The sequence below is a fragment of the Micromonospora ureilytica genome (assembly GCF_015751765.1).
GTDB lineage: Bacteria > Actinomycetota > Actinomycetes > Mycobacteriales > Micromonosporaceae > Micromonospora > Micromonospora ureilytica.
Genome location: NZ_JADOTX010000001.1, coordinates 718,406 through 742,363 on the forward strand (window position 1 = coordinate 718,406; position 23,958 = coordinate 742,363).

Sequence of the window (23,958 nt, forward strand, 5' to 3'; positions counted from 1 at the left end):
TCAGAACCCCCGGTCCCGGCGCTCGCTGCGGGCCTGCATCCAGATGAAGACGCCGGCCACCACCACGATGATCAGTGTCAGCACCGTGGAGATCGCGGAGCCGTAACCGACCTGCAGCTTCTTGAAGAACGTGTAGTAGGCGAAGTACGACGGCACGTTCGTGGCGTTGTCCGGGCCGCCCCGGGTCAGGGCGAAGATCGGCCCGAACACTTTCAACGCGGCGATGGTGCAGGTCAGGGCCACCACGAAGGTCTCCGGCCGGATCTGCGGAAGGGTGATCGCCCGGAACCGGTGCAGCCAGTTCGCGCCGTCGACCTCGGCCGCCTCGTACAGCTCGGGGTCGACCCGCTGCAACGCCGCCATGAAGACGACCACCGGGTAGCCGATCTGCACCCAGATCATCACGGCCATCACGGCCGGCAGGGCGGTGCCCGGGTCGCCGAGCCAGTCGTGGCGTAGCGCGCCGAGACCGACCGCGTCGAGGAGGCTGTTGAACGCGCCGTCGGGGCGGAGGATCCAGCCCCAGACGATGCCGGCCACCACGACGGGCAGCACCTGCGGGAGGTAGAACGCGGCCCGCAGCGCGGCGGCCGTACGGGGCTTGAACCGGCGGCCGATGACGTCGAAGAGCACCGCGGCGAGCAGCAGCCCGAGCACTGTGGGCACCACCACCATCGCGACGAGCATCCAGACCGTGTTGCGGAACGACGCCCAGAACACGTCGTCCTGCAGCAACTGCTGGTAGTTGTCCAGGCCGACCCACCGGGGGTCGCCGACGCCTGACCACTTGGTCAACGACAGGTAGAGGGTGCCGACCAGCGGCGCGCCGATGACCAGGAGGAAGAGCACCGCTCCGGGGAGCAGGTAGAGCCAGTACGCCGCGTTGCGGCCGCGGCGTCTGCGGCTGGGCGCGGGCGGGGTGGGGGTCGCGGCCGGCGGTGTGGCGGCGACCGTCTCGGAGACTGCCATGGAAGATCCTTCCCGGCGGGGCGGGCGGGCGCGCCGGTCGTGCCGGTCGCGCCCGCCGCTCGCCGTGTCACTTGCCGGTGATCTCCTTGACGCCATCGGCGTACGGCTTGGCGATCGTGTCGAGGACCTGGTCGGGCGACTTCGAGCCGTTGATCAGACCCTGGAAGCCGGAGACCAGCACGTCGTAGTAGCCGGGGACCGGCCAGTCCGGGTAGAAGGCGAGCCCGTCGGACTTGCTGACCGTGTTGAAGTCCTCGATCAGCTTGCGGTCCTTCGGGTCGCTGATCTTCGACGCGTCGGCGGCGACCGGAACACCACCGTTGTTGCCGATCAGGTCCTGGATCTCCGGACGCAGGGTGATGTCGATGAAGTCGTACGCCAGGCTCTTGGCCTTGCTGTTCTCCGGGACCACCCAGAGGTTGCCGGAGGAGCCGGCCTGCAGGGTGTTGCCGGGGAAGAGGAAGGTGTCCCAGTTGGCCTTCATCTCGGTCTTGAAGCGGCCGTACCACCAGCTACCCGAGACGATCATCGGAACCTTGCCGCCGATGAAGGCGGTGCCCATGTCCTCGGCCTTGAGGCTGGCCGAGTTCTTCGCGACGTAGCCCTTCTGCACCCACTGGGCGAAGGTGTCCGCGCCGTACTTGAGCGGGTCGGCCTTGAAGTCGACAGGGTTCTTGTAGAGCTGGTAGTTGTCGACGAACTGCCGGTCGCCCTTGGACAGGGCGAGCTGGTAGAAGAGCTGCCCGGCAGGGTACTCGGCGCCGGCCATGCCCAGCGGGGTGACGCCCTTGCCGACGAAGGTGTCCATCGCGGCGGTCATCTCGGCCATGGTGGTCGGGACCTTGACGCCGTTGCTCTGGAACAGGTCCTTGTTGTAGTAGACCGTGACGTACTCGCCGTAGTTCGGCACACCGAACCACTTGCCGGAGCCCATCACGCCCTTGTCGCTGTACCGGGCGGTGGTCTGCAGGCTGGGGCTGAGCTTGCCGGCCCAGCCGCGCTTGTCTGCCTCGCTGCTCAGGTCGGCCAGCAGGCCCTGGGAGGAGAGCAGCCCGGCGGTCGCGTTGCCCTTGTTGTACTCCATGATGTCCGGGCCCTCGGACGAATTGATGATCATGCCCGCGTTCTGCTGGATCTGCTCGAACGCCTTGCGCTCGAAGCGCACCTCGACGCCCGGGTGCTCGGACTTGAAGAGCTCGATAGCCCGGTTCCAGCCGACCCCCATGGCGCTGTTCTCGCTCTCGTAGTGCCAGAGCTTGAGAACCTTGGCGTCGTTGCTGTCCCCGTTGTCACCACCGCCACAGGCGGCCACGGTGGTCGTCGCGGTCGCTGCCAGGGCGATCGCGGCGACGAGCCGGCGGAATCGCTGCATTACTATCCTCCTCGTTGAGTACTAGCCGGTACTTCACGGGGCCCGTCGTCGCGTTGCAGCGCGATGGCGGGCCGTTTTCGCTGGTCAGCCGCCGTCGTTCGACGACGGACCAGAGGTGGCCAGTGCCGCCCGCCGGGGTGCGGCGGTCGACCCGCGGATCTCCAGCGCGCACGGCAGCAGTTGCTGGTGACGCTGGTCTGCGGGGCCATCCAGGTGGCGCGTCAGCGCCTCGATCGCGATCCGGCCGAGCGCCGAACCGGGTGACGTCATCGCGGTCAGCGCCGGGGTGGCCAGTTCGGCGACCTGCGGCGAGGTGACCATCGAGACGACGGATACGTCGTCGGGCACCGACAACCCGCGGCCGGTCAGCTCGCCGAGGATGCCGAAGATCGCCGTCTCGTTCATGGCCAACACCGCGGTCAGCTCCGGGGCCCGCGCGAACGCGGCGGCCAGGGCGGCCCGCCCGCCGGCGGCGCTGTCCTCGGCCGCGATCATCACCGGCTCCAGGCCGTGCCCGGTCATCGCCGCGGTGAAGGCGTCACGGGTACGCAGCGCGGGCCCGTAGCCGCTGGCCAGCGTGGCGGCCGAGTGGTTGACGTAGACGATCCGCCGGTGCCCGAGGCCGACCAGGTGCGCGACGGCCTCCCGGACGGTCTGGTCGAAGTCGATGTCGACGTAGGAGAGCGTGCTGGTGTCGCCGGTACGGCCGATCAGCACCAGCGGCACCCCGGCCTCCTGGAGTACTGTGACCCGCTCGTCGGCCAGCTGGACCTCCATCAGCACGACACCGTCGAGCATCCGCTGGCTGGCCAACCGACGCAGGTCGTCGAGGTTGCCCCCGCCGACCGGCGAGAGCACCAGGTGGTAGCCGGCGACGCTGGCCGCGGCGGCGGCGCCGGTGACGAAGGCGGTCTCGGTGGCGCCGAGGCCGCGTTCGTCCATCGGCATCAGCAGGCCGAGGATCCGGCTGCGGCGACTGGCCAGCCCTCGGGCCATAGCGTTGGGCTGGTAGTCGAGCTGGGCCATCGCGGCGAGCACCTTGTTGCGGGTGGCCTGGGAGATTGGCCGGGTGCCGGTGAGCACGTACGAGACGGTGCTGACCGAGACCTGTGCGAGGCGGGCGACGTCGTGCATGGTGGCCACCGCGCACCTCCTCCGGCCTGGGGTGGGACCGCTCCCGAACTTCGTCGAAGCGTTTCGACGAAGCGGTTCGACAGGACGCTAGGCCACCTGTTACGGCGACGTCAATAGCCGATGTCGAAAAGAATTCAACAGAGTCGCGCAACGAGCAGACCGCGCCGATCTTGCAGTTCCTGTTGCCGACATGGCTGGATATGCACCTTGTGTCGGGACAGAAAGTGCAAGATCGCGGAGCCGATGGGGCGGCGGTCCTGGGTCAGGGCAGGTCGAAGAGGGCGGCGGCGTTGTTCCAGCAGACCGCGCGTAGCCAGTCGTCGCCCAGGTCCAGTCGGGCCAGCCCGGTCACCTGCTCGGCGTACGGGTACGGGATGTTCGGGAAGTCGCTGCCCAGCAGCACCTTGCCGGCCAGCCCCAACTCGCGCAACCGGGGCAACTCGTCGGCGGGGAAGGGGACGAACTGATCGAAGAAGGGCGTGAACGCCATTGTGGTGTCCAGCCGGACCCGCTCGTACGTCTCGGCGAGGTCCAGGAAGGCCCGGTAGTCCGGGGCGCCCATGTGCGCGACCACGGCGGTCAGCCGAGGGTGGCGGGCGAGCAGGGCGGCGAACGGATCCGGCCCGGTGTGGGCGGTCCCCACCGGGGCGTGCCCGGCGTGCACCACCACCGGCGTCCCCGCGTCCGACAGCATCCCCCACACCTGGTCCAGCGCCGGATCGGTCGGCGCGAAGCCGCCGACCTGCAGGTGCAGCTTGAACACTCGGGCACCTTCGGCGAGGGCCGACTCGACGTACCCGGGGGCCTCCGGCTCGGGGTAGAACGTGGCCGAGGCCAGGCACCCCGGGGTGTCGCGGGCGAAATCCAGCGTCCAGCGGTTGAGGTCCGCCGCCATGCCCGGCCGGTGCGCGTACGCCAACGCGCTGAACGCCCGCACACCGAGCCGGCGCAGGTGCGCGACCCGGTCGGCGTCGCTCCACCGGTAGAGGATCGGCCACTCGGTGCCGACCAGCGGCCCGGCGGCGTCGAAGTAGGCCCACACCCGACGCAGCAGTCGCGGCGGCAGGAAGTGCACGTGCACGTCGGCGAGGCCGGGCAGCCCCAGCGCGCGGCAGAACTCCGGTACGCGCTCGTCCGCGACCGGCGGGACTGCCGGCGCCGGATCGGTCATATGTCGATGTCGAATCGGCTCAGCACCGAGGGCGCGATCAGGCCGACGGTCGCGAGCGCCGAGACGACTGTCAGTGCGATGCGCATCCCCACCACTTCGGCCTTGCTGCCGACGCGCAGGGCGATGCTGTTCGGCAGGCCGATCATCATCCACATGCGGCGCTTGATCGGGATCGGCCAGAGGATCGGCACGCCGGCTCGGGTGATCATGTCGCCGAGGATGTGCACGAAGCAGCCGACGCCCAGTGCGGTGCCGATCAGCGGATAGCCGCGTCCGCCCGGCAGGTTGGCGAAGGTGAACCAGGCCGCCCCGGCCGACGCGAGAGTGATGATCACCCACCCGGCCCGCTCGGCCCAGTCGTCGAACAGCCCGCGCAACGCCAGGCCGAACATGAAGAAGAGGATGGTGATGACCGCCCACTTGCCGTACGCGGCGCAGAGCGCGGTGGTGCCCCAACCGACAAGCACTGTGAACGGCAGCGTGTGGGTCAGCGTCCGGTGCCCGTTGTTGCGCCGCGGGTCCTTGCTGAGCTTGGTGGCGTAGTAGACCCCGAGGGAGATCTTCTCCATCACCTCGGCGGCGAAGAGTGAGAAGACCCCGAAGGTACGGGCCACGGTGGCCCCACCCTGGTTCTTGGTCACCTTGCCCGACATGTCGAGGTCGGGAAAAAGCGCGCCACCGGCGCACACAGCGGTGCCCACCGCCAACGCGAGCGGCGACTGGTGGTAGTCGGCGAACTGCTCCAGTGCCCAGGAGCCAGCCAGCCACACCGCCGCGCCGGACAGCGCGTGTTGCGGTCCCATCATCTCGGCTCACCCTCCCCAGGGATCTTGAGCGCCCAAAACTACGCCACTGTAGTCAGCGTCGGCGCCGCAGGGGCATCACCCGGAAGGTCCACATCGGACCGTGTCACAGGGTGGGGGTGAAGCTCTGCCGGATCATCGGCAAGTATGCCGCGTTGACCTGCCAGTCGAACTCTTCTGTCAACCACGAGACGGTGTGGGAGCGGTCGGCCGAGGTGTTGGCCAGCAGCCGGAAGCTGTGCACCGGAACGCCGAGGGCGTTCTGCCAGCCGCACTCCCACACCGCGCCACCCTCGAAGATGTCCATCGCGGAGATGTCCACCTTGCGATAGTCCGGTAGCGCCTCACTCGCGGTCAGTCGAGCCTCCTCGGCCTTCCAGTGCGCCACCGGGTCCGCGCGGGCCGGCCCGGCCTCCACGCTGAGCACCCGGGACCCACCGGATTTCCGGAAGCAGGTCACCGGGCCCTCGGTCCAGCGTGCCCAACCCACCGGCGCGGCGATCCGGAACCCGGTCGGATCGTCGTACCAGGTCCAACCCTCGCGCAACCCGTACTTCGCGTCGGCCGGGGGTGACACCGCCACCACCGGGGTCGCCGACGATGGCGGGAGCGACGCGCAGGCGAACGCCGCCGGCCGGGAGGTCGGCGCGCCACCACCAGAGCCGGACGGTGGCGTCCGCTCATCGTGCCGGTTGACCAGGGCCAGCGTGACGCCTCCCGCGACGAGCAGGGCCGTGGCCGCGCCACCGAGCGCGATCAGGCGCCGACGCCGGCGCTGCGGGCGCGGGATCGGCGTCGCCGGCTCGTCCGACGGGGCCACTGGTTCGACCGGGTGGGACGCGATGGCGCGGCCGGCGCTGCGGACCGCCGCGACCGCCGAGGACCGACCCGACCCGGCGGGCTCGTCGTGGCTCGCCGCGGCGCTGCGCAGCAGCGGCTCCGCCTCGACGGCGGTCAACCGCCGCCAGGGGTCGCGCTGCAACAGGCCGGTGAGGACGGGGCGCAGCGGGCCGGCCCGCCGCATCGGATCCGGTGGTTCGGTGGCCAGCGCGCTGAGCGTCGCCATCGCGCTGGAGCGTGCGTACGGTGACTTTCCCTCGACCGTCGCAAAGAGCGTCGCGCCCAGCGACCACATGTCGGTACGCGCGTCGGACACCCCTTCGCGGGCCCGCTCGGGGGCGACGAACTGCGGTGAGCCGAGCACCGTGCCGGGCCCGGTCATCGCACCGTCGCCGCCGTCGAAGGTGGCCAACCCGAAGTCGGTGAGCACCACCCGCCCGTCGTCGGCCACCAGCACGTTGTGCGGCTTCACATCGCGGTGCAGCACTCCGGCGGTGTGCGCGGCGCGCAACGCGGCGAGCACCGCCAGCCCGATCCGGGCGGTGCGCTGCGGGCTCAGTGGTCCCTCGGCGCTGATGATCTGCTGCACCGACCGGGACGGCACGTACTCCATCACGATCCACGGGCTGTCCCGGTCGTGGACCACGTCGTAGAGGCGGACCACGTTGGGATGGTTGAGCCGGGCGGCGGTGCGTGCCTCACGCAGGGTTCGTCGCCGCAACTCCTCGCGCTCGGTCTCGGCCAGCCAGGACGGCGGCACGACCTCCTTCAGCGCCACGTCGCGATGCAACATCTCGTCGCGAGCAAGCCACACCCGGCCCATTCCGCCGGTGCCGACCAGGTCGAGCAGCCGGTACCGACCCGCGATCAGCAACTGATGCACGGTCGCTCCCCCTCGGTCACCCCGGGATCCACGATAGCCACCAATGTCGGCTTCCTCATCCACTGAGCGGCCTCGATCCACGCCGGACGGTGGTCCCGATCATGGCCATACGGTGCAGGTCAGCGGGGTGGTCGGAAACTCTTTCGCACCAGATCCCAGTCGGCGGCGGCCCCGGCCCAGTCCTCGTCCCGGGTGATCCAACCCAACGTCCAGCGGTTGGCGCCGAGGATCTGTTGTCGGGCGCGCAGCCACGGCCCGTGCGGTGTCTGCCAGCGGAGCTCCCACTCGGCTCCACCATCGCCCGCGGCGAGCCGGATCTCGTCGTACCCCGGCAGGGCGCCGGCCCCGGCTGCCGCCTCGCGGGCGGTCCGCAGCCGCTCCAGGGGATCGACGGCGCCGCCCTCGGCGACGCTGAAGGCCCGGCCGGTCGCCGGGTCCTGGAAGCACGCCACAGTGCCGTCGCGGGAGGTCACCCATCTCGCCGGTACGGAGACCCGGAAGCCGGCGGTGTCGGCGTGCCACACCCAGCCGGGCGGTGGCCGGAACTCTTCGCCCGAGTTCGGTGTGCCGGCCTGGACGGCTGTACCGGCGATGTCCGGACGGACACAGGCGAACGGGGGCGGGGGGACGTCCCGCCCGTTCGGCGGCGGGCCGGGCGGCGGGCCGGGGCCGAACGGCCCGCCGTTGGGCGGACGGTTCGGCGGCGGGGAGGACCAGCCGGTGGTGTCACTGGGCTTGTCACCAGTGACTGTCAGCGCGGTGCCGACGCCGGCCACGACGGCGACCAGCAGCGCCACGGCGACCACCGCCACCCGACGCGCGGTACGCCCGGCGGCTGCCGGATCCGGGGCCGGCGTGGGGGAGGCGCCGCCGGCTGCGGCCGGGGCGTCCGGGTCGGGCAGCGGAACGGTGGGATCCTGGTCGTCGGGGTCGTCGGCCGCAACGGGCTGGCCAACCGGTCCTGGGGCCGGCCCGTCGGCCGAGGACCGGTCGGTCGCCGACGCCCCGTCGGCACGGCCGGTCGCGGCCGTTCTGAGCAACCGACGGGCCGTGTCGTGGTCGAGGCGGTCGCGCGGGTCGCGGCGCAGCAGCCCGTTGAGCACCGGCGCGAGCGCCCCGGCGTGCGGGGCCGGATCCGGTGGGCCGGCGGCCAGCGCGCTCAGGGTGGCCATCGCGGTGCTGCGGGCGTACGGGGACTGCCCCTCCACGGCGGCATGCAGGGTCGCGCCGAGCGACCACAGATCGGCGGCCACAGTGGACACCCCTTCGGCGGCCCGCTCCGGGGCCACGTACTGCGGGGAGCCGAGGACCATGCCGGGCCGGGTCATCGCGCCGTCGCCACCGTCGAAGGTGGCCAGCCCGAAGTCGGTGAGCATCACCCGCCCGTCGTGCGCCACGAGCACGTTCTGCGGTTTGATGTCGCGGTGCAGCACCCCGGCGGTGTGCGCGGCCTGCAGCGCGTCGAGCACGGCCAGGCCGATCCGGGCCGCGCGGGCCGGCTCCAGGGGCCCCTCGGCGTCCACGACGTCCTGGAGGGTGCGGGACGGGACGTACTCCATGACGATCCATGGGCTGCCGTCGACCGCGACGACGTCGTAGAGCCGGACCACCGCGGGGTGGTTGAGGCGGGCCGCGGCGCGCGCCTCCCGCATGGTGCGCGAGCGCACCTCGGCCCGTTCGCGATCGTCCAACCAACTCGGTGGGACGATCTCCTTGACTGCTACCTCGCGGTGCAGCATCTCGTCGCGGGCGCGCCACACCCGACCCATGCCCCCGCGACCCACCAGGTCGAGCAGTCGGTACCGACCGGCGATCAGCACCTGTGCACGCTCCTCCTCAGCCGCTGTCCGGGCTACACCCTAACCAGCGGATCGGAAGTCACCTATCGGTCGTCCGACTCAGCTCAGCATGCGGCGTGCTCGGCGGCGGCGGCGAACAGGTTCCCCTCCGGGATGGCGATCCTGGTCCGTCCGCCGGCCAGTCGGGCGGCGGCGCGGCGGGCCTGCACGGGGCCGTGTTCGCGTCGGGCGGTGGCGTAGCTGGCGGCGGTGCGGGCCGCGATGGTGGCCCAGCCGTACCGCTCGCCGACCATCGTGCGGGCCCGGCGGGCCAGCCGCCGGGCGAAGACCTCGTCGCCGAGCAGTTGACCGACCGCGCCGGCGAGCGCGTCCGGGTCGCTGTGCGGGAACGTCACCCCGGTCACGCCGGACTCGACGATCTCGGCGAGGCCGCCGGTACGGGCCACCGCCAGTGGCGCTCCGGCGGCCGCCGCCTCCAGTGCCACCATGCCGAACGGCTCGTAGAGGCTGGGGACCACTGTCGCGTCGGTGGCGCCGAGCATCGCCGGCAGTTGGGTGGAGTCGAGGAACCCGGTGAACCGGACTGTCGAGCTGAGCGCCAGCCGGCGGGCCTCGGCCTCCAACTCGGTGCGGTACGGGCCGTCTCCGGCGATCACCACGCGCAGCCCGGGGTGCCGTTCGCGGAGCCGGGGTACGGCGTGCACCAGGTGCTGGACGCCCTTCTCGTAGACCAGCCGCCCTGCGTACCCGACCAACGGGCCGTCCCCGGCGAACCGTGCCCGGGCTGACGCGACAGCTCGCGGACGGGCCCGCCAGGCCCGGTCGTCGACCCCGTTGGGCACCACGTCGACCTGGGTGGCCGGTACGTCGAACAGTGCGGTCACCTGGTCGCGCATGTATCCGGAGCAGGCGATCACCCGAATGGAGGAACTGCTGAGCCAGTGTTCGACGCCGTGGATGGTGCGGTTCATCTCCTCCGGCAGCCAGCCCTGGTGCCGACCGGCCTCGGTGGCGTGCATGGTGGTGACCAGGGGAAGGTCCAGGTGCTCGGCGAGCGTGACGGCCGTGTGGGCGACGAGCCAGTCGTGGGCGTGGATGACGTCGTAGGCGCCGGCCTGGGTGGCGCGCAGGGCGGTGCGGGTGAGGGTGTGGTTGAAGGCCATGGTCCAGGCCAGCAGTGAGCCGGTGGCGAGGGGGAAGGCGACCGGGTCTTCGGGGGCGCGCAGGATGCGGACGCCGTCGGCGTATTCCTCGAGGGGTGCGCCTTCGCAGTGGCGGGTGACGACGGTGACCTCGTGGCCGGCGGCGGCGAGGGCGACGGAGAGGGCGTGCACGTGTCGACCGAGACCGCCGACGAGCACCGGCGGGTACTCCCAGGAGAGCATCAGCACCCGCAGCTGCCGGGCGGGGTTGATGTCGATCACGTGGGCGTCGAGTGCCATGCGGCCCCCTTTGAGTTGTCCCCGGGCGCGCGCCGACCGACACCGGAATCGATGTCGCCGTCGCGTCTGGATCGGGGCCAATCCTGCCGGGATCGCGATAACCAGCGGCGACACCACCGTTGCGGTCGTGTAAAGCGCTACTGGCTCTTTCGCCGCACCCGCAGCAGCTCGGCCACCGACCATGCCTGGAACGGGCAGCCGGTAGCGGTGTGCGGCGCGAGGCCATCGGCCGTCTCGCTCACCGAGCCTAACCCATATTCCATCAAATGGGACTCAATGCCGACGAATGCGTCATCGACGGACATCTTTCCACGACGCGCGGCGTCCACGTACGGGCCGAGCAGCCACGGCCAGACCGTGCCCTGGTGATAGCCCCCATCGCGGTCGGCCGGACCACCCCGGTGCCGGCCCACGAACTCGGTGGAGTCCGGGGCGAGACTGCGTGGCCCGAGCGGGGTGAGCAGCCCGTCCGCGATCCGCCGCAGCGTCGCCTCGTCCGGCTCCAACGGCGCGTACGGCAGCGACCAGGCCAACAGCTGGTTGGGGCGCAACGCGTCGTCGTCGTGCAGGGCGGCGCCACCCAGCGGGTACGCCGGCGCAGGCGCGTCCAGCACGTCGTGCAGCCAGCCCGTCGGGGCCGGGAACCGCCCCCGGAACGAGGCGGTGGCCTGCCCGTGGCGTCGCCACAGCTCGTCCGCGTCCTGCCCGGCCAGCTCGGCCAGCTCCGCGAGCCCGGCCAGCCCGTTGATCCACAGCGCGTTGACCTCGACCGGCTTGCCGGTACGCGGGGTGACCGGCACCCCGTACACCCGGGCGTCCATCCAGGTCAGCGCCGTGCCGGCGGCGCCCTGGGTGAGCAGCCCGTCGGCCGGGTCGACGCGGATCCCGTACCGGGTGCCGGCCACGTGGGCGTCGATCACGGCACGCAGCGCGGGCAGCAGCTCGTCGCCGAGGTCGGTGTCGCCGGTGACGGTGACGTGCCGGCTCACCGCGTGCAGGAACCACAGCGTGCCGTCGACTGTGTTGTACTCCACCCGACCGGTGTCGGCCGTGTTGGCGAGCATCCCCTCGGACAGCGTCGCCGCGTACGCCCGCAGCAGCTCCCGCCCCTCGTCGGCGCGAGCCGTGCAGAGGAACAACCCCTCGTACGAGATCATCGTGTCCCGCGACCAGGCCCCGAACCACGGGTACCCGGCCACCACGTCCACCGCCGCCTGGTCGGTGCGCACCACGAACGCGTCGGCGGCCAGCGTCAGGGTGGCGTCCACGTCGTCGGCCGGCTTCGCCGCCGCCACCACCCGCCGGTTGCGTCGTCGCGCCGCCGCCACGATCTCCGTTGCCGGCGGCGGCTCCTCGTCGAGTCGACCGGCCCAGGCCCGCACCGACACCGTGTCGCCGGGGCGTTCCAACTCGCCGGCGAAGCGGCCCGCGTACCAGAGGTCCTCGTCCGGGTGCAGCCCTCGGTTGGCCTCCTCGCGGTGGTGCACGCCCAGCCACCACTGCCCCTCGGGCGCCCAGCCCGGCCCGGCGAGCCGGTACGCGCCCTCGACGACCGCGCCATCGGCCACCGCCTCGACCTGCGGAATCGGGCCGTCGGCCCGCCGCTCACCGTGTGCGTCCCGCCAGGTGCAGGCGGCCGACAGCTCCAGTCGGACGGGACCACCGGCGACCAGCCGGTGCACCACAGCGACGCAGGAGCGGCCGGGCAGCATGGCCAACTCCCGTTCGATCACCACAGCGCCGATCCGCCACCGCCACCGGGGCAGCCCGTCGACCAGGTCGAAGCGCTCCAACAGCTCGAACCCGCGCGGGTCCACGTCGCCGGAGGCCCACTCGTGCGCGCCGAGGCGCACCCGCGCGCCGGACGGCAGGGTGACCGCCGGATCGAGACTGGCCAGTCCCACCTGCCGGGACGCCGGCGTTTCGCCGGGGACCACCAACAGACCGTGGTACCGACGTGTCCGCAGCCCTCCGACAGTGCCCATCGCATAGCCGCCGAGGCCGTCGGGCACCAGCCACTCCCGGCCGGCCGCGCTGGTCAGGTCGCCGCAGACCTGCGGACCGAAGTGAATGTCGATCAATTTTCCTCCAGCGGCGGCGGGGTGTAACACGCCACGACGAGAATGGCCGCTGTGGTCAAGTACCGCGGCGACGTCAAAGATGTGCACGTGATCACTGACCGATCGTCCTCCGACGCCTCGCCACCCGACGCTGAGCGGCTCCGGCTCGCCCAGGCCGACTCGGGGGAGCAGGACTGGCGTGCATGGGGTCCCTATCTGTCCGAACGGGCGTGGGGGACGGTACGGGAGGACTACAGCGAGCACGGTACGGCCTGGGACTACTTCCCGCATGACCACGCGCGGTCCAGAGCCTACCGGTGGAATGAAGACGGGATGGCCGGCGTCTGCGACGAACGACAGACCTTCGCGTTCGCCCTGGCCCTCTGGAACGGCAAGGACCCGATCCTCAAGGAGCGGATGTTCGGCCTCGGCGGCGACGGCGGCAACCACGGCGAGGACGTCAAGGAGTACTGGTGGTACGAGGACTCCACGCCCACCCACTCCTGGATGCGCTGGCGCTACCACTACCCGCAGGCCGCCTTCCCGTACGACGAACTCGTCGCGGTGAACGCGTTGCGCGGCCGCGACGACACCGAGTACGAGTTGGTGGACACCGGGATCTTCGACGACGACAGGTACTGGGCGGTGACAGTCGACTACGCCAAGGCGTCCCCGACCGACCTCTGCATGGTGGTGACCGTCGCCAACCGCGGCGACCGGGCGGCGACGCTGCATGTGCTGCCCACCCTGTGGTTCCGTAACACCTGGTCCTGGGGCCTGCCCGGTGGTGACCGGATCCCGAAGCTGACCGGCCAGGGCACCCGGCTCGTCGGCGAGCACCGGGTGTTCGGCCAACTACTGCTGGAGGGCGACGGTGGGCCGGTGCCGCTGCTCTGCGACAACGACACGAACGCCGAACGGCTCTGGGGCCTGCCCGGCCGCTCGCCGTACCCGAAGGACGGCATCAACGACCACGTCGTCAACGGCGCGGCCACTGTCAACCCGGCCCGGGAGGGCACCAAGGGCGCGTTGCACTACGTGCTCGACGTGCCCGCCGGCGGGCAGCGCCAGATCCGGCTGCGGCTCACCCGTACCGCGTCGCCGCCGGCAGCCGCGCCGCCGCCCCCGGCCGACCTCAGCGACGGCTTCGAGGCCGTGGTCTGGGCGCGACGGGCCGAGGCGAACCGGTTCTTCGCCGGAGTGATCCCGCCGGCCGCCACACCCGACGAGGCGCTGGTCGCCCGGCAGGCCATCGCCGGGCTGATGTGGGGCAAGCAGTTCTACCACTTCGACGTCAAACGTTGGCTCGAAGGCGACCCGGGTTCGACACCACCGCCGGCCGGGCGTCGGCACGGGCGCAACAGCGCCTGGTGGCACATGACCAGCTTCGACGTCATCTCCATGCCAGACCCGTGGGAATACCCCTGGTACGCGGCCTGGGACCTGGCCTTCCACTGCGTGAGCATCGCCCGGGTCGACCCGGGCTTCGCCAAGGAGCAACTGCTGCTCCTGCTCCGCGAGTGGTACCTGCACCCCAACGGGCAGATCCCGGCGTACGAGTGGGCGTTCGGTGACGTGAACCCGCCGGTGCACGCGTGGGCGGCGCTGAAGGTGTTCGAGATCGACGGCGGTCGGGACTACGAGTTCCTGGCCCGGGTGATGCACAAGCTGCTGCTCAACTTCACCTGGTGGGTCAACCGCAAGGACACCGGCGGCAACAACGTCTTCGAGGGCGGCTTCCTCGGGCTGGACAACGTCGGGCCGTTCGACCGCTCGGCGGCGCTGCCGGTCGCCGGTGTGCTGGAGCAGTCCGACGGCACCGGCTGGATGGGCATGTACGCGCTCAACCTGCTGGACATGGCGATCGTGCTCGCCGAACACGACAGGACCTGGGTGGACACCGCCACCAAGTTCTTCGAGCACTTCGCCTACATCGCCGCCGCCGCGTACGAGCAGGGTTTGTGGGACGAGGAGGACGCCTTCTTCTACGACGTACTGCGCCTCGCCGACGGCACGAAGGTGCCGCTGAAGGTCCGCTCCGTCGTCGGGCTGCTGCCGTTGGCGGCCACCACCCGGCTCACCGCGAGGACCCTGCACCACCTACCGGAGTTGGGCGCCCGCCTGCGCTGGTTCCTGACCAACCGCCCGGAGTACGCCCAGGTGATCGGCACCCGCCGCCTCGGCCCCGACGGTCGGCAGCAGCGACTGCTGTCCATGGTCGGCCCGGAGCAGGTCGTCCGTCTGCTCGCCCGGATGCTCGACCCGGACGAGTTCCTCTCCGACTTCGGCCTCCGTACGCTGTCGCGCGCGCACCTGGACAAGCCGTTCTCGGTGACCCTCGGCGGGCAGGAGTTCTCCGTCGGCTACGAGCCGGCCGAGTCGACCAGCGGGCTGTTCGGGGGCAACTCGAACTGGCGCGGTCCGATCTGGATGCCCACGAACTTCCTGCTGATCAGCGCGCTGCGTGACTACGCGGCGTTCTTCGGCGACGACCTCCAGGTGGAGTACCCGACCCGCTCCGGGGTGAAGCACACCCTGGACGAGATCGCCGACGACCTCTCGGCCCGGCTGATCGCGCTCTTCACCCAGGACGACTGGGGTCGACGCCCGATCTACGGCGCGTGCCAGCTCTTCCAGACCCACCCGGACTGGCGCGACCTGGTCGCCTTCCCCGAGTACTTCCACGGCGACAACGGTGCCGGCCTGGGCGCCTGGCACCAGACCGGCTGGACGGCCCTGGTCGCCGACCTGATCCTCACCCTCCGCCGCTGACCCCGCCCGCCCCGCGCCTCGCCCGCAACTTCCCTGATGTTGTTGTCTCGGGGCCGTCGGAGGCAGCACCATCAGGGGAAGTGCGCGGATCTTGCGGGCCGTGGTCAGGTCCTGCCGTCGTACCCTCGTTCACTATCGTGAATGCCCATGCGGAAGTCAGCGCAACCGGTGGGGGAACTCGTCGTCCTCGGGCAGTCCCGGGTCTGGCCCACCATTGCGCTACCCGGCGTGGTCGTGATCCTGGTGGCCGTCGTCGGGGTGCTCCTCGATTACGTCGTCTGGAGCGCTGTGCTGTTTGGCCTGGCCTCGATCATCATCGCGGTGACACGCCGGCAAGGCGCGGTCTTCGCGGACGACCTCGGACTGCTCGTCCGCGATCGTGGGGGCCTGCGGCGTTCGTACGCCTGGGACGAGATCGAACGCATGGGCTGGGCTGATGCGGGGATGATGTGGGGAAGTTCCGTGGCGGTCTACCCCCGGGGCGGCCCCTACGACGTCCCGGGGCCCAACGCGTCCGTCAACGTGGGGCACGTCTGGGGTTCGGGCCGTCGACGCTCCGCGGACCCCATACCCGAGCTGCTCAAGGCCCACGGCATCAAGGGATTGTTCGATAAGTGAGCCGTTGACGAGGGCCCACTGTTCCAGACCCTGCGCCCGCTCGCCGCTGGCCACGGCATGATCGTGCTCGATCCATGTTGTAGTGGTGTCGCCGACGCCGGGAGGCCACTCGATCCTGGATCGAGCACGATCATGTGGGCGGCAGCCCCGGGTGAAATGTCGGAAATGGCATAACTTGCACCCTTCTGCCTCGTTCGCTCGTTGACGGGTGCCAACACGCCGAGCAGGCCCGTCAGTCGAACTGAACGGGGGAATCGGTGAGTTCTGTCCTGCGAAGAATCACGACCGCATCCACGGCGATGCTGGTCGCCGGCCTGGCGACCCTGGGAGCGGGGACGCCGGCTCGGGCGGCACCGGGTGACGCGAACGCCAGAGGTGTCGTCGTCGACCTGTCGGCGGAGGTGCTCGGCACGGCTGTGATCACCGCCGACGCCACGATCGGCACGGCCACCGCGCCGGCCGCCGGCGGCACCGACACCGAGACGCTGCTGGCCATCTCGACGCCCGGGGCGCTCGGGGTGACAGCCGGCGGCACCGTCGAGGAGGTCACCGCCACCCGGGCGGCGGCCTCGTCGTCGGCGTCCGCCAGCGTCGACGGCTTCAACCTGACCGTGCTCGGCGTCGACGTGCTGGACGCCACCGAGGTCACCGCCGCCGCGACCTGCCCGCAGGTCGGCGCGACCAACGCCGCCACCACGCTCGTCGGGCTGGAGCTCTTCGGCTCGCCGGTGACGCTGACGGCGAATGACCCCGCCGTCGTGGGCAGCGCGGCCGTGGTCGTACCGGGTCTGGTGGGGGCGAGCCTGAACGCCTCGTTGACCCGGACCGAGACGACCACCGCCACCGGTGCCACAGCGGTCACCGTGCGAGCCGTCCTCACCCTGTCGGGCACCATCCTCGGCGTGCCGACGACCATCCCGGTCGGCACCGTGATCGTGGCCGAGGCCAACTGCGAGCGTCCGCCGGCGGCGCCCACCGCCGCGACGATCAGCCCGGATGAGGGCCCGCAGTCGGGCGGCCAGACGGTGACGATCACCGGTACGGGCTTCATTCCGGGCGGCACCACTGTCACGTTCGACGGCGTACCGGCGACCGGGGTCACGGTGGCGCCCGCTGGCACCTCGTTGACGGCGGTCACGCCGGCCGGCGCGGTCGGCCCCGCATCGGTCCTGGTCAGTACGGTGAACGGGACGGCACCACCGCTGGGCTACACGTACCTGGCCGACGGCAGCGCGGCCGTGATCACCGGTCTCACGCCTCCGTCCGGGCCGACCGCAGGCGGTACGACGGTGACGATCACCGGCACCGGCTTCAACGGTGTGGCAGCGGTTGACTTCAATGGCCTGCCCAGCACCGGATTCACAGTCGACCCGGCCGGCACCACGATCAGTGTGGTCGCCCCGCCGAACCCCGCCGGGCCGGCGCTGGTCGAGCTCGTGTTCCCGGCGGGCAGGGTGACCGCGCCGACGTTCACGTACATTGCGCCGACGATCACCTCGATCGTGCCGAACACCGGCCCGAACACCGGTGGTACGACGGTGACGATCACCGGGACCGGCCTCACCGGGGCGACCGGCGTGAACTTCGGCGACAACCCGGGGACCAACCTCGTCGTGGACCCGAGCGGCACGTCGCTGACAGTGGTCACCCCGCCCGGCCTGCCTGGCCCGGTGGACGTGACGGTGCTGATCCCGGGCGCGGACGCGACCGCGCCGGACGGGTTCACCTATGTGTCGGCGGCTCCGGTCGCCGCATCGATCACACCGGACGAGGGTCCGGAGTCGGGTGGTCAGACGGTGACGATCACCGGCGCTGGCTTCGTCCCCGGTGGCACGACCGTCACCTTCGACGGGGCGCCCGCCACCGACGTCACGGTCAACGCGGGGGGCACGTCGTTGACGGCGGTGACCCCGGCCGGCGCGATCGGCCCCGCGGTGGTGGTGGTGACCACCGGAAGTGGTTCGGCGGCGCCACTGGACTACACGTACCTGGCCGACGGCAGTGACGCCGACGTGACCGGGCTGACCCCGACGTCCGGGCCGACCTCCGGTGGCACCACTGTCACCATCACCGGGACCGGCTTCACCGGGGCGACCGGAGTGACAGTCGACGGGGTGTCCGGCACCGGGTTCACCGTGAACCCGGCCGGCACCACCATCACCGTCGTGACTCCGCCGAACACCGCCGGATCAGCGGTGGTGCGACTGGTCTTCCCCGCCGGCACCGCCGCCGCACCACAGTTCACGTACCTCGCACCGACGATCACCTCGATCGTGCCGAACACCGGCCCGAACACCGGTGGTACGACGGTGACCATCACCGGGACCGGCCTCACCGGCGCGACCGGCGTGAACTTCGGCAACACGCCGGGGACCAACCTCGTCGTGGACCCGAGCGGCACCTCGCTGACAGTGGTCACCCCGCCCGGCCTGCCTGGCCCGGTGGACGTGACGGTGCAACTGCCCGGTGACGACGTCGTCGAGTCGGACGGGTTCGCCTACCGGGTCGCCCCGCCGGTGATCGACGAGCTGACCCCGGGTCAGGGGCCGACCGGTGGCGGCACGACCGTGACGGTCGGTGGTTCCGGCTTCGTTCCAGGTCGGACCGTGGTCACCATCTGCGGCCAGACCATCGCGGCGAGCCTGGTCACCGTGGCGTCGGACGGGCGTTCGTTGACCTTCCGCACGCCGGCCTGCGCGGCCGGAAACACCACTGTCGTCGTGAGCACCGACGGGGGAGCCTCCAACGAGCTCACTTTCCGCTACGTGCCGCGAATCCTGCCGGTGACGGGTGACACCGTTGCCGCGCCGCTGGGCGTCGGCGCGATGCTGGCTCTCCTCGGCATCGTCCTGGTGCTGCTGGGCCAGCGCCGGCGACGTGCCGGCGGCATCGGCTGACCAGCTGTCCCGGCCAGGGCCCGACCCGGGCCCTGGCCGGGGCGATCAACGCGGCGAGCGCCCGTTCAGCCGGCCAAGAACACGGTGAGCGCCGCCAGCGCTCACTGATAGCCGATGTGGACGAGCAGCTTGCCCTCTTTGGGGTCGGCCCCCACGTAGACAGACGCGGGGTCGAAGAGGGTCGGCGGCAGACTCAGGTCCTCGGAGAGACCCATCTGGCGTGCCAGGTCCTCCGGGGACTGCCCCGCAGCGGGCACCACGGTGATCGTTCGCCAGCATCCACCGGAGGCGCACTCCATGCTCTCGTCGGCGATCGTCGCTCCGGACGGCACCTCCGGCATCCGCGACTTCGGCGGCAACGATCCCTCGGTCTTGAACACCTGCAACCACAGGAACGACAGGACCCACAGGCACGACAGCAAGCCCAGCGTGACGGACACGGCCACGAGAACGTGCTTCGTGCGTCTCCTCAGCGGGGTCCGTGACGTCATCGCGCGAGGATAGCGGGGCACCGTCGGCCAGCCGGGGCCGGAGTGGGCCCAGGTCAGCCGGTGAAGGGTTCGGGCCCGAGGCGGCCCCAGGCCACGAACGCGGCCACCGCGAGGTAGAGCAGATTCAGCCCGATGAACTTCGCCTCGCCGTGGCGCAGGTGGGTGATCATCGCGCCGACCATCAGCAGGACCCAGCAAATGGCGGTCACCGGCACCAGCACCGGTGCGATGTCCAGCACGGCGGGCAGGATGAGACCGACCGCGGCCAGGAGTTCGAGGACACCGAGGGTCTTGACGAAGCCGACGCTGGCGCCGTCGGTCCACCCGCCGCCGTTGGCCGCGGCCAACTTCTCCTTGGGTACGAATGTCTTGGTGATGCCGCCGGCCAGGGCGAGTGCGGCCAGCAGCCCGGCCGCGATCCACAGTGCCAGGTTCATGAGTCTTTCCTTTCGTGTCGGGGTCGCCCACCAGACACCGCCGGCCCGCTCGCCGTGACGCCTCGGCACACGTGACACGCCGCACGGGGCCGGAGCGTCACAGAAGTCGGGGGAGTGGTGTCCTGTGGGCGACGCGGACGAGACCGACGAGACTGGAGAACGCATGGACGCTGGGGCGGACACCGCTGTCGACGCATTCGTCACCCACCGGAACCTGCTCTTCACCGTCGCGTACGAGATGCTCGGCTCGGCCGCCGACGCTGAGGACGTACTCCAGGAGACCTGGCTGCGGTGGGCGGACGCGGATCTCTCGACGGTGCGGGACAAGCGTGCGTACCTGGTCCGGATCACCACCCGCCAGTCGCTCAACCGGCTGCGTGCGGTTGGCCGGCGAAGGGAGTCCTACGTCGGCTCCTGGTTACCCGAGCCGCTGTTGACCGCACCGGACGTCGCCGACGACGTCGAACTCGCCGAGAGCGTCTCGATGGCGATGCTGCTGGTGCTGGAGACGCTGGCGCCGACCGAGCGGGCGGTGTTCGTACTCCGGGAGGTCTTCGACCTTGGGTACGACGAGATCGGCGAGGCGGTCGACAAAAGTTCGGCAGCGGTCCGTCAGATCGCGCACCGTGCGCGGGCGCACGTAGCCGCGCGCCGGCCCAGGGGGACGGTCTCACCGGCGGACACCCGACGGGCCTTGGACGCGTTCCGGCTGGCGGTCGAGACCGGCGACGTGCAGGGCCTGCTCGACGTCCTCGCGCCGGATGTCGTGCTCCTCGGCGATGGCGGCGGGATCAAGCAGGCCGTGCTGCGGCCTGTCGCCGGGGCCGACAAGGTGGCCCGCCTGCTGTGCAGCACACATGCCAGGGTCGCGACCATGTCGCTGCACCCCGCCCAGGTCAACGGTCACCCGGCGCTGGTTCTGCGGCTCGACGGCGCGGTCGACACGGTCCTCGCGCTGCGGGTCGACGACGGTCTCATCAGCGGGGTCTACGCCGTGCGAAACCCGGAGAAGTTGTCGCACATGCGGAGCGAGACGGCGCTGCGCCGCTGATCGACCGCCTGGATTCGCCCGGGTCCGCTCTCAGGGGTAGGCCCGGGTGTTCCCGGATATGTCCGTCCCGCCCGCTGGTTCAGGCTCGATCTCGACGAACTGTTCCCAGGGGGGTCGGGATGAAGCGAGTGCATCGGGCGTTGGTAGCTGTGACGACGGCTCTGGCGGTGATCGGGGTGCCGGCCGTTGCCGGCGCCGCATCGAAGGAGGCGGATCGCGGCGCACTGCAGAAGCGGCTGGACGAGGTCGTGGCCGCCGGGGCGGTGGGTGCGTTGGCGGAGGTGCGTGACGAGCATGGCCTCTGGCGAGGCGCCAGCGGTGTCGCCGAACTGGGCGAGCCACGGCCGGTCCCGCTGGGGGGCCGATTCCGGGTGGGCAGCACCACGAAGACGTTCCTCGCCACCGTCGTCCTGCAACTCGTCGACGAGGGGTCGTTGCGGCTGGACGACACTGTCGACCGATGGCTGCCCGGAGTCGTACCGGACGGTCACCGCATCACAGTGCGCCAGCTGCTCAACCACACCAGCGGCCTGTACGACTATCTGCGTACGCTGCCGCTGCCGCCGAAACCGGAGTTCCTGAACAACCGGTGGCGGACCTGGAGCCCGGCCGAGCTTGTTCAGCGGGCGGTGGCCAACCCGCCGGTCTTCGACCCGCCGGGTTCGGCTTTCGCCTACTCGAACACCGCCTACCTCCTGCTCGGCCAGATCGTCGAGGAGGTCACCGGCCAGTCGTACGGCGAGGAGATCAAGCGCCGAGTCATCAAACCGTTGCGGCTGTGCGACACCTCGGTGCCGGGGGCATCGTCGCGGATCGCCGGCCCGCATCCGCACGGCTACGTGCCGATACTGCAGAACGGCGAGACGAGCCTTGTCGACTACACGAGGATGAACCCGTCGGTGATGGGCGCAGGTGGCGAGATGATCTCCACGACGGGCGACCTCAACCGGTTCTTCGCCGCACTGCTGGGTGGGCGCCTCCTGCCGGATCACCTGCTCAAGGAGATGAAGACACCGGGCGTCGAGGGCGGCAGGTACGGGCTGGGGCTGGCCTGGTGGCGGGACACCTCCTGCGGGGTCCGCGTGTACGGCAACGACGGCGACGCTCTGGCGTACCAGTCCTGGTCCTACCTGACCGAAGACCGGCGCCGCCAGGTCACGGTCGTGCTCACGCCCGACTTCGATGGCGACCCGGACGACGCTGTCGACGCGTTCCTGAACAAGGCCTTCTGCGGCTGACCAGCGCTTCGACACAGGCCTTAGTACGGGGGCGTGGGCGTCTCCGGCGACCGGTGGCGAGATCGCCGCGCGTCCGCTGTGGCGACGCCGAGCAGCACCACGGCGGCGACTGCGCCGGCGGTGAGCGGCTGGAGGTGCAGTGCCGCCGGGATCAGCAGGCCGAAGGCCAGCAGGCCGGCCAGCCGGGACCGGGAGACCCGACCGAAGACCTGGTATTCGAGCGCCGATCGTCCGGCGAGGAAGAGCACCGGGCCGCCGAAGATGGCGATGAGCCAGGCCGCCGGGAGGTGCCCGAGCGGCTCGGCGATGAACAGCTCGAAGCCGACGCCGGTCAGCACGATCCCCGCGATCATGACCATGTGAGCGAACGCCATGTCGGTCGCGAGTCGGGCCGGGTTACGGGAACGGTCGACGGCGGAGCTCAGCATCCCTCCCGCCACGTGGAAGTAGATCCGCCAGAGCAGGACGGTGCTCGCCAGCGCCAGGACGAACCCACCCGTCTGGTCGGTGCGGAACTCGCTGCCGCTGAAGGCGAGGCCGATGACGAAGATCGCCTCGCCGAGAGCGATGAGGAGGAACTGTTGGTACCGCTCGGCCAGGTGCTCAGCCGCGATCATCTGGACGCCGAGCCGTTGCGCGCCGAGTCGGGGGGTCGGCCAGCCGAGGAACAACCCGGCGTAGTCGGTCAGCACGGCGAGGGTCCAGAGTGCCCCTCGAACCGTGCCGTCGTTTACCAGCCCGCCGACGACCCAGAGCGGTGCGCTCAAGCCGAACCAGAACAGGATCCGGATCGACTGTTGGGGGTCCGGCCGGCCGTGCCCGGCGACGTGGAAGAACACCACTCGACCGATCTGGAGGGTCACCAGGGTGATGGCGAAGAGGGAGGCCCGTGTGCCGAAGCCCTGTGGCACGGCGACGGCCATCGTCATGGCGCCGACCAACGTCATGATGATGACGGTCTGGACGATCGGGGCGTCCGGGTCCAGCCAACTTGTCGACCAGACCGTCACCGACCAGACCGCCCACAGCGCCAGGAACAGCAGCAGAGCCTGGCCGAGGCCCGTGTACACCCCGCGCTGGCCGTCGGTGAAGTCGGCGATCAGCCGCGCCGAGATCCTGGTGAGGGCGAAGACGAAGACCAGGTCGAGGAAGAGTTCCAGAAAGGTGGCCCGCTGGCGGGTGGCTTCGCTGCGCAACAGTCTGTCGGGGGTGCTCCTCATCGGCTCGCCGCGCGCCGGTGTCGCCGAACCACGTGCCCTCCCGTCGTGGTGATCTCCTCGCCTAACGAGCCAGGGGGTGGCTGTGGCACGTGGAGCTAAGGGGCCGGCGACCCACAACAGTCACCAATCTGTCACCCGACCGCTACGGCAGGTGTACGCCCTTACGCTCGTGGACGTGCCCGGACCTGCCGAGAAGGCCACTGAACAGGACCGGCGTGACCTTATCGTCACGGTCGCGCGAGAGTTGGCCGAGACGGAGGGCTGGGCGGGTGTGACCACCCGGCGGCTCGCCGAACGGACCGAGATCGACATGTGCGACATCTATCGGCACTTCGCCGATCTGGATGCGCTGATCGCCGCGGTCGCGGTGTGCGCCTTCGCCGATCTGGCCGCCGACCTCGCCGAGGCGCACGCGGAGACCGCCGGGAGCCCCGAGGGGGTCTGGCCGGCGGTCGCGACCGCGTACCTCGACTTCGCGTACACCAATCCGGAGGTCTATGACGCGATGCTCGCGCTGACCCCCGACCTGGCCCTCGGCGTGGATGGTGTGCCGGCCGCGCCGCGGGCGGTCTTCGCCGAGCTGCGGGCGGCCCTGACCCCGCTGGCCGAGGGCCGGGACCCGGACACCCTCGCCGAGGTGGGTTGGAGCCTGCTGCACGGCGTGGTGATGCTCACCCGTGGCGGCCGGCTCCGACCCGAGGGGCAGGAGGACCGCGAAGCGTTGATCGCGCAACGGCTGCTGCGGTGGCCGTGACCAGGCC

At 70.9% G+C, this 23,958-nt stretch carries 18 protein-coding genes; 6 read left to right on the forward strand and 12 right to left on the reverse strand.

The genetic code is table 11. From position 1 onward, the window contains the following. The 9 genes from IW248_RS03300 to IW248_RS03340 all read right to left on the reverse strand — a co-directional run bounded on the left by IW248_RS03300 (position 1) and on the right by IW248_RS03340 (position 12,494). On the reverse strand, positions 1 to 969 hold the full coding sequence (locus IW248_RS03300; RefSeq protein ID WP_196925587.1) for a carbohydrate ABC transporter permease: 969 nt from the start codon (positions 967 to 969) through the stop codon (positions 1 to 3). A 67-nt stretch (positions 970 to 1,036) separates the two neighbouring features. Next, positions 1,037 to 2,341, reverse strand: a complete 1,305-nt coding sequence (locus IW248_RS03305; protein ID WP_196925588.1) for an ABC transporter substrate-binding protein — start codon at positions 2,339 to 2,341, stop codon at positions 1,037 to 1,039. A gap of 84 nt (positions 2,342 to 2,425) precedes the next feature. Further along, on the reverse strand, positions 2,426 to 3,475 hold the full coding sequence (locus IW248_RS03310) for a LacI family DNA-binding transcriptional regulator (RefSeq protein ID WP_231396683.1): 1,050 nt from the start codon (positions 3,473 to 3,475) through the stop codon (positions 2,426 to 2,428). Positions 3,476 to 3,737: 262 nt separating this feature from the next. After that, positions 3,738 to 4,646 (reverse strand): amidohydrolase family protein, encoded by a 909-nt coding sequence (locus IW248_RS03315; RefSeq protein WP_196925590.1) that lies wholly within the window; start codon positions 4,644 to 4,646, stop codon positions 3,738 to 3,740. Further along, positions 4,643 to 5,452: a metal-dependent hydrolase gene (locus tag IW248_RS03320; protein ID WP_196925591.1), complete on the reverse strand. Its 810-nt coding sequence runs from the start codon at positions 5,450 to 5,452 to the stop codon at positions 4,643 to 4,645. Before IW248_RS03320 ends, IW248_RS03315 begins: the two co-directional genes overlap by 4 nt. Positions 5,453 to 5,555: 103 nt before the next feature. After that, positions 5,556 to 7,112 carry a serine/threonine-protein kinase gene (locus IW248_RS03325; RefSeq protein WP_231396684.1) on the reverse strand — a complete coding sequence of 519 codons (1,557 nt, stop codon included), beginning with the start codon at positions 7,110 to 7,112 and terminating at the stop codon, positions 5,556 to 5,558. 179 nt (positions 7,113 to 7,291) lie between these two features. Then, positions 7,292 to 8,992, reverse strand: coding sequence for a serine/threonine-protein kinase (locus tag IW248_RS03330; protein WP_307787682.1), 1,701 nt, complete (start codon positions 8,990 to 8,992; stop codon positions 7,292 to 7,294). A gap of 83 nt (positions 8,993 to 9,075) precedes the next feature. Next, positions 9,076 to 10,413, reverse strand: a complete 1,338-nt coding sequence (locus tag IW248_RS03335) for a glycosyltransferase family 4 protein (protein ID WP_196925592.1) — start codon at positions 10,411 to 10,413, stop codon at positions 9,076 to 9,078. A 137-nt stretch (positions 10,414 to 10,550) separates the two neighbouring features. After that, on the reverse strand, positions 10,551 to 12,494 hold the full coding sequence (locus IW248_RS03340; protein WP_196925593.1) for an amylo-alpha-1,6-glucosidase: 1,944 nt from the start codon (positions 12,492 to 12,494) through the stop codon (positions 10,551 to 10,553). A 42-nt stretch (positions 12,495 to 12,536) separates the two neighbouring features. On the opposite strand from IW248_RS03340, the gene IW248_RS03345 reads away from it, so the two are divergent. The 3 genes from IW248_RS03345 to IW248_RS03355 all read left to right on the forward strand — a co-directional run bounded on the left by IW248_RS03345 (position 12,537) and on the right by IW248_RS03355 (position 18,760). Beyond that, a complete protein-coding gene (locus IW248_RS03345) occupies positions 12,537 to 15,245 on the forward strand; it encodes an MGH1-like glycoside hydrolase domain-containing protein (RefSeq protein WP_124816248.1) in 2,709 nt (902 codons plus the stop codon). A 147-nt stretch (positions 15,246 to 15,392) separates the two neighbouring features. Further along, complete coding sequence (locus IW248_RS03350; RefSeq protein WP_196925594.1) at positions 15,393 to 15,863, forward strand: hypothetical protein; 471 nt, start codon at positions 15,393 to 15,395, stop codon at positions 15,861 to 15,863. A gap of 299 nt (positions 15,864 to 16,162) precedes the next feature. Continuing rightward, positions 16,163 to 18,760: an IPT/TIG domain-containing protein gene (locus IW248_RS03355; protein ID WP_196925595.1), complete on the forward strand. Its 2,598-nt coding sequence runs from the start codon at positions 16,163 to 16,165 to the stop codon at positions 18,758 to 18,760. Between the two features lie 101 nt (positions 18,761 to 18,861). Here IW248_RS03355 and IW248_RS03360 read toward each other — a convergent pair whose 3' ends face one another. Then, positions 18,862 to 19,251 carry a hypothetical protein gene (locus IW248_RS03360; RefSeq protein ID WP_196925596.1) on the reverse strand — a complete coding sequence of 130 codons (390 nt, stop codon included), beginning with the start codon at positions 19,249 to 19,251 and terminating at the stop codon, positions 18,862 to 18,864. Positions 19,252 to 19,304: 53 nt separating this feature from the next. Continuing rightward, positions 19,305 to 19,688: a DoxX family protein gene (locus IW248_RS03365; RefSeq protein WP_196925597.1), complete on the reverse strand. Its 384-nt coding sequence runs from the start codon at positions 19,686 to 19,688 to the stop codon at positions 19,305 to 19,307. Positions 19,689 to 19,851: 163 nt separating this feature from the next. On the opposite strand from IW248_RS03365, the gene IW248_RS03370 reads away from it, so the two are divergent. Continuing rightward, complete coding sequence (locus IW248_RS03370; RefSeq protein WP_196925598.1) at positions 19,852 to 20,739, forward strand: RNA polymerase sigma-70 factor; 888 nt, start codon at positions 19,852 to 19,854, stop codon at positions 20,737 to 20,739. 119 nt (positions 20,740 to 20,858) lie between these two features. After that, a complete protein-coding gene (locus IW248_RS03375; protein ID WP_196925599.1) occupies positions 20,859 to 21,977 on the forward strand; it encodes a serine hydrolase domain-containing protein in 1,119 nt (372 codons plus the stop codon). Positions 21,978 to 21,997: 20 nt separating this feature from the next. On the opposite strand, the gene IW248_RS03380 is transcribed toward IW248_RS03375, so the two are convergent. Then, positions 21,998 to 23,197 (reverse strand): low temperature requirement protein A, encoded by a 1,200-nt coding sequence (locus tag IW248_RS03380; protein WP_196925600.1) that lies wholly within the window; start codon positions 23,195 to 23,197, stop codon positions 21,998 to 22,000. A 175-nt stretch (positions 23,198 to 23,372) separates the two neighbouring features. Between IW248_RS03380 and IW248_RS33615 the strand changes: the two genes are divergently transcribed. Beyond that, positions 23,373 to 23,951 (forward strand): TetR/AcrR family transcriptional regulator, encoded by a 579-nt coding sequence (locus tag IW248_RS33615; protein WP_307787683.1) that lies wholly within the window; start codon positions 23,373 to 23,375, stop codon positions 23,949 to 23,951. Positions 23,952 to 23,958 lie beyond the last annotated feature (7 nt).

Bases quoted from the DNA above. Each gene is read 5' to 3' on its own strand.
- IW248_RS03360 (WP_196925596.1), bottom strand. From the start codon at position 19,251: ATGACGTCACGGACCCCGCTGAGGAGACGCACGAAGCACGTTCTCGTG.
- IW248_RS03335 (WP_196925592.1), bottom strand. From the start codon at position 10,413: ATGGCACTCGACGCCCACGTGATCGACATCAACCCCGCCCGGCAGCTG.
- IW248_RS03380 (WP_196925600.1), bottom strand. From the start codon at position 23,197: ATGAGGAGCACCCCCGACAGACTGTTGCGCAGCGAAGCCACCCGCCAG.
- IW248_RS03355 (WP_196925595.1), top strand. From the start codon at position 16,163: ATGCTGGTCGCCGGCCTGGCGACCCTGGGAGCGGGGACGCCGGCTCGG.
- IW248_RS03345 (WP_124816248.1), top strand. From the start codon at position 12,537: ATGGCCGCTGTGGTCAAGTACCGCGGCGACGTCAAAGATGTGCACGTG.
- IW248_RS03365 (WP_196925597.1), bottom strand. From the start codon at position 19,688: ATGAACCTGGCACTGTGGATCGCGGCCGGGCTGCTGGCCGCACTCGCC.
- IW248_RS03310 (WP_231396683.1), bottom strand. From the start codon at position 3,475: ATGCACGACGTCGCCCGCCTCGCACAGGTCTCGGTCAGCACCGTCTCG.
- IW248_RS03370 (WP_196925598.1), top strand. From the start codon at position 19,852: ATGGACGCTGGGGCGGACACCGCTGTCGACGCATTCGTCACCCACCGG.
- IW248_RS03320 (WP_196925591.1), bottom strand. From the start codon at position 5,452: ATGATGGGACCGCAACACGCGCTGTCCGGCGCGGCGGTGTGGCTGGCT.
- IW248_RS03375 (WP_196925599.1), top strand. From the start codon at position 20,859: ATGAAGCGAGTGCATCGGGCGTTGGTAGCTGTGACGACGGCTCTGGCG.
- IW248_RS03300 (WP_196925587.1), bottom strand. From the start codon at position 969: ATGGCAGTCTCCGAGACGGTCGCCGCCACACCGCCGGCCGCGACCCCC.
- IW248_RS03315 (WP_196925590.1), bottom strand. From the start codon at position 4,646: ATGACCGATCCGGCGCCGGCAGTCCCGCCGGTCGCGGACGAGCGCGTA.
- IW248_RS03325 (WP_231396684.1), bottom strand. From the start codon at position 7,112: ATGGGCCGGGTGTGGCTTGCTCGCGACGAGATGTTGCATCGCGACGTG.
- IW248_RS03350 (WP_196925594.1), top strand. From the start codon at position 15,393: ATGCGGAAGTCAGCGCAACCGGTGGGGGAACTCGTCGTCCTCGGGCAG.
- IW248_RS03305 (WP_196925588.1), bottom strand. From the start codon at position 2,341: ATGCAGCGATTCCGCCGGCTCGTCGCCGCGATCGCCCTGGCAGCGACC.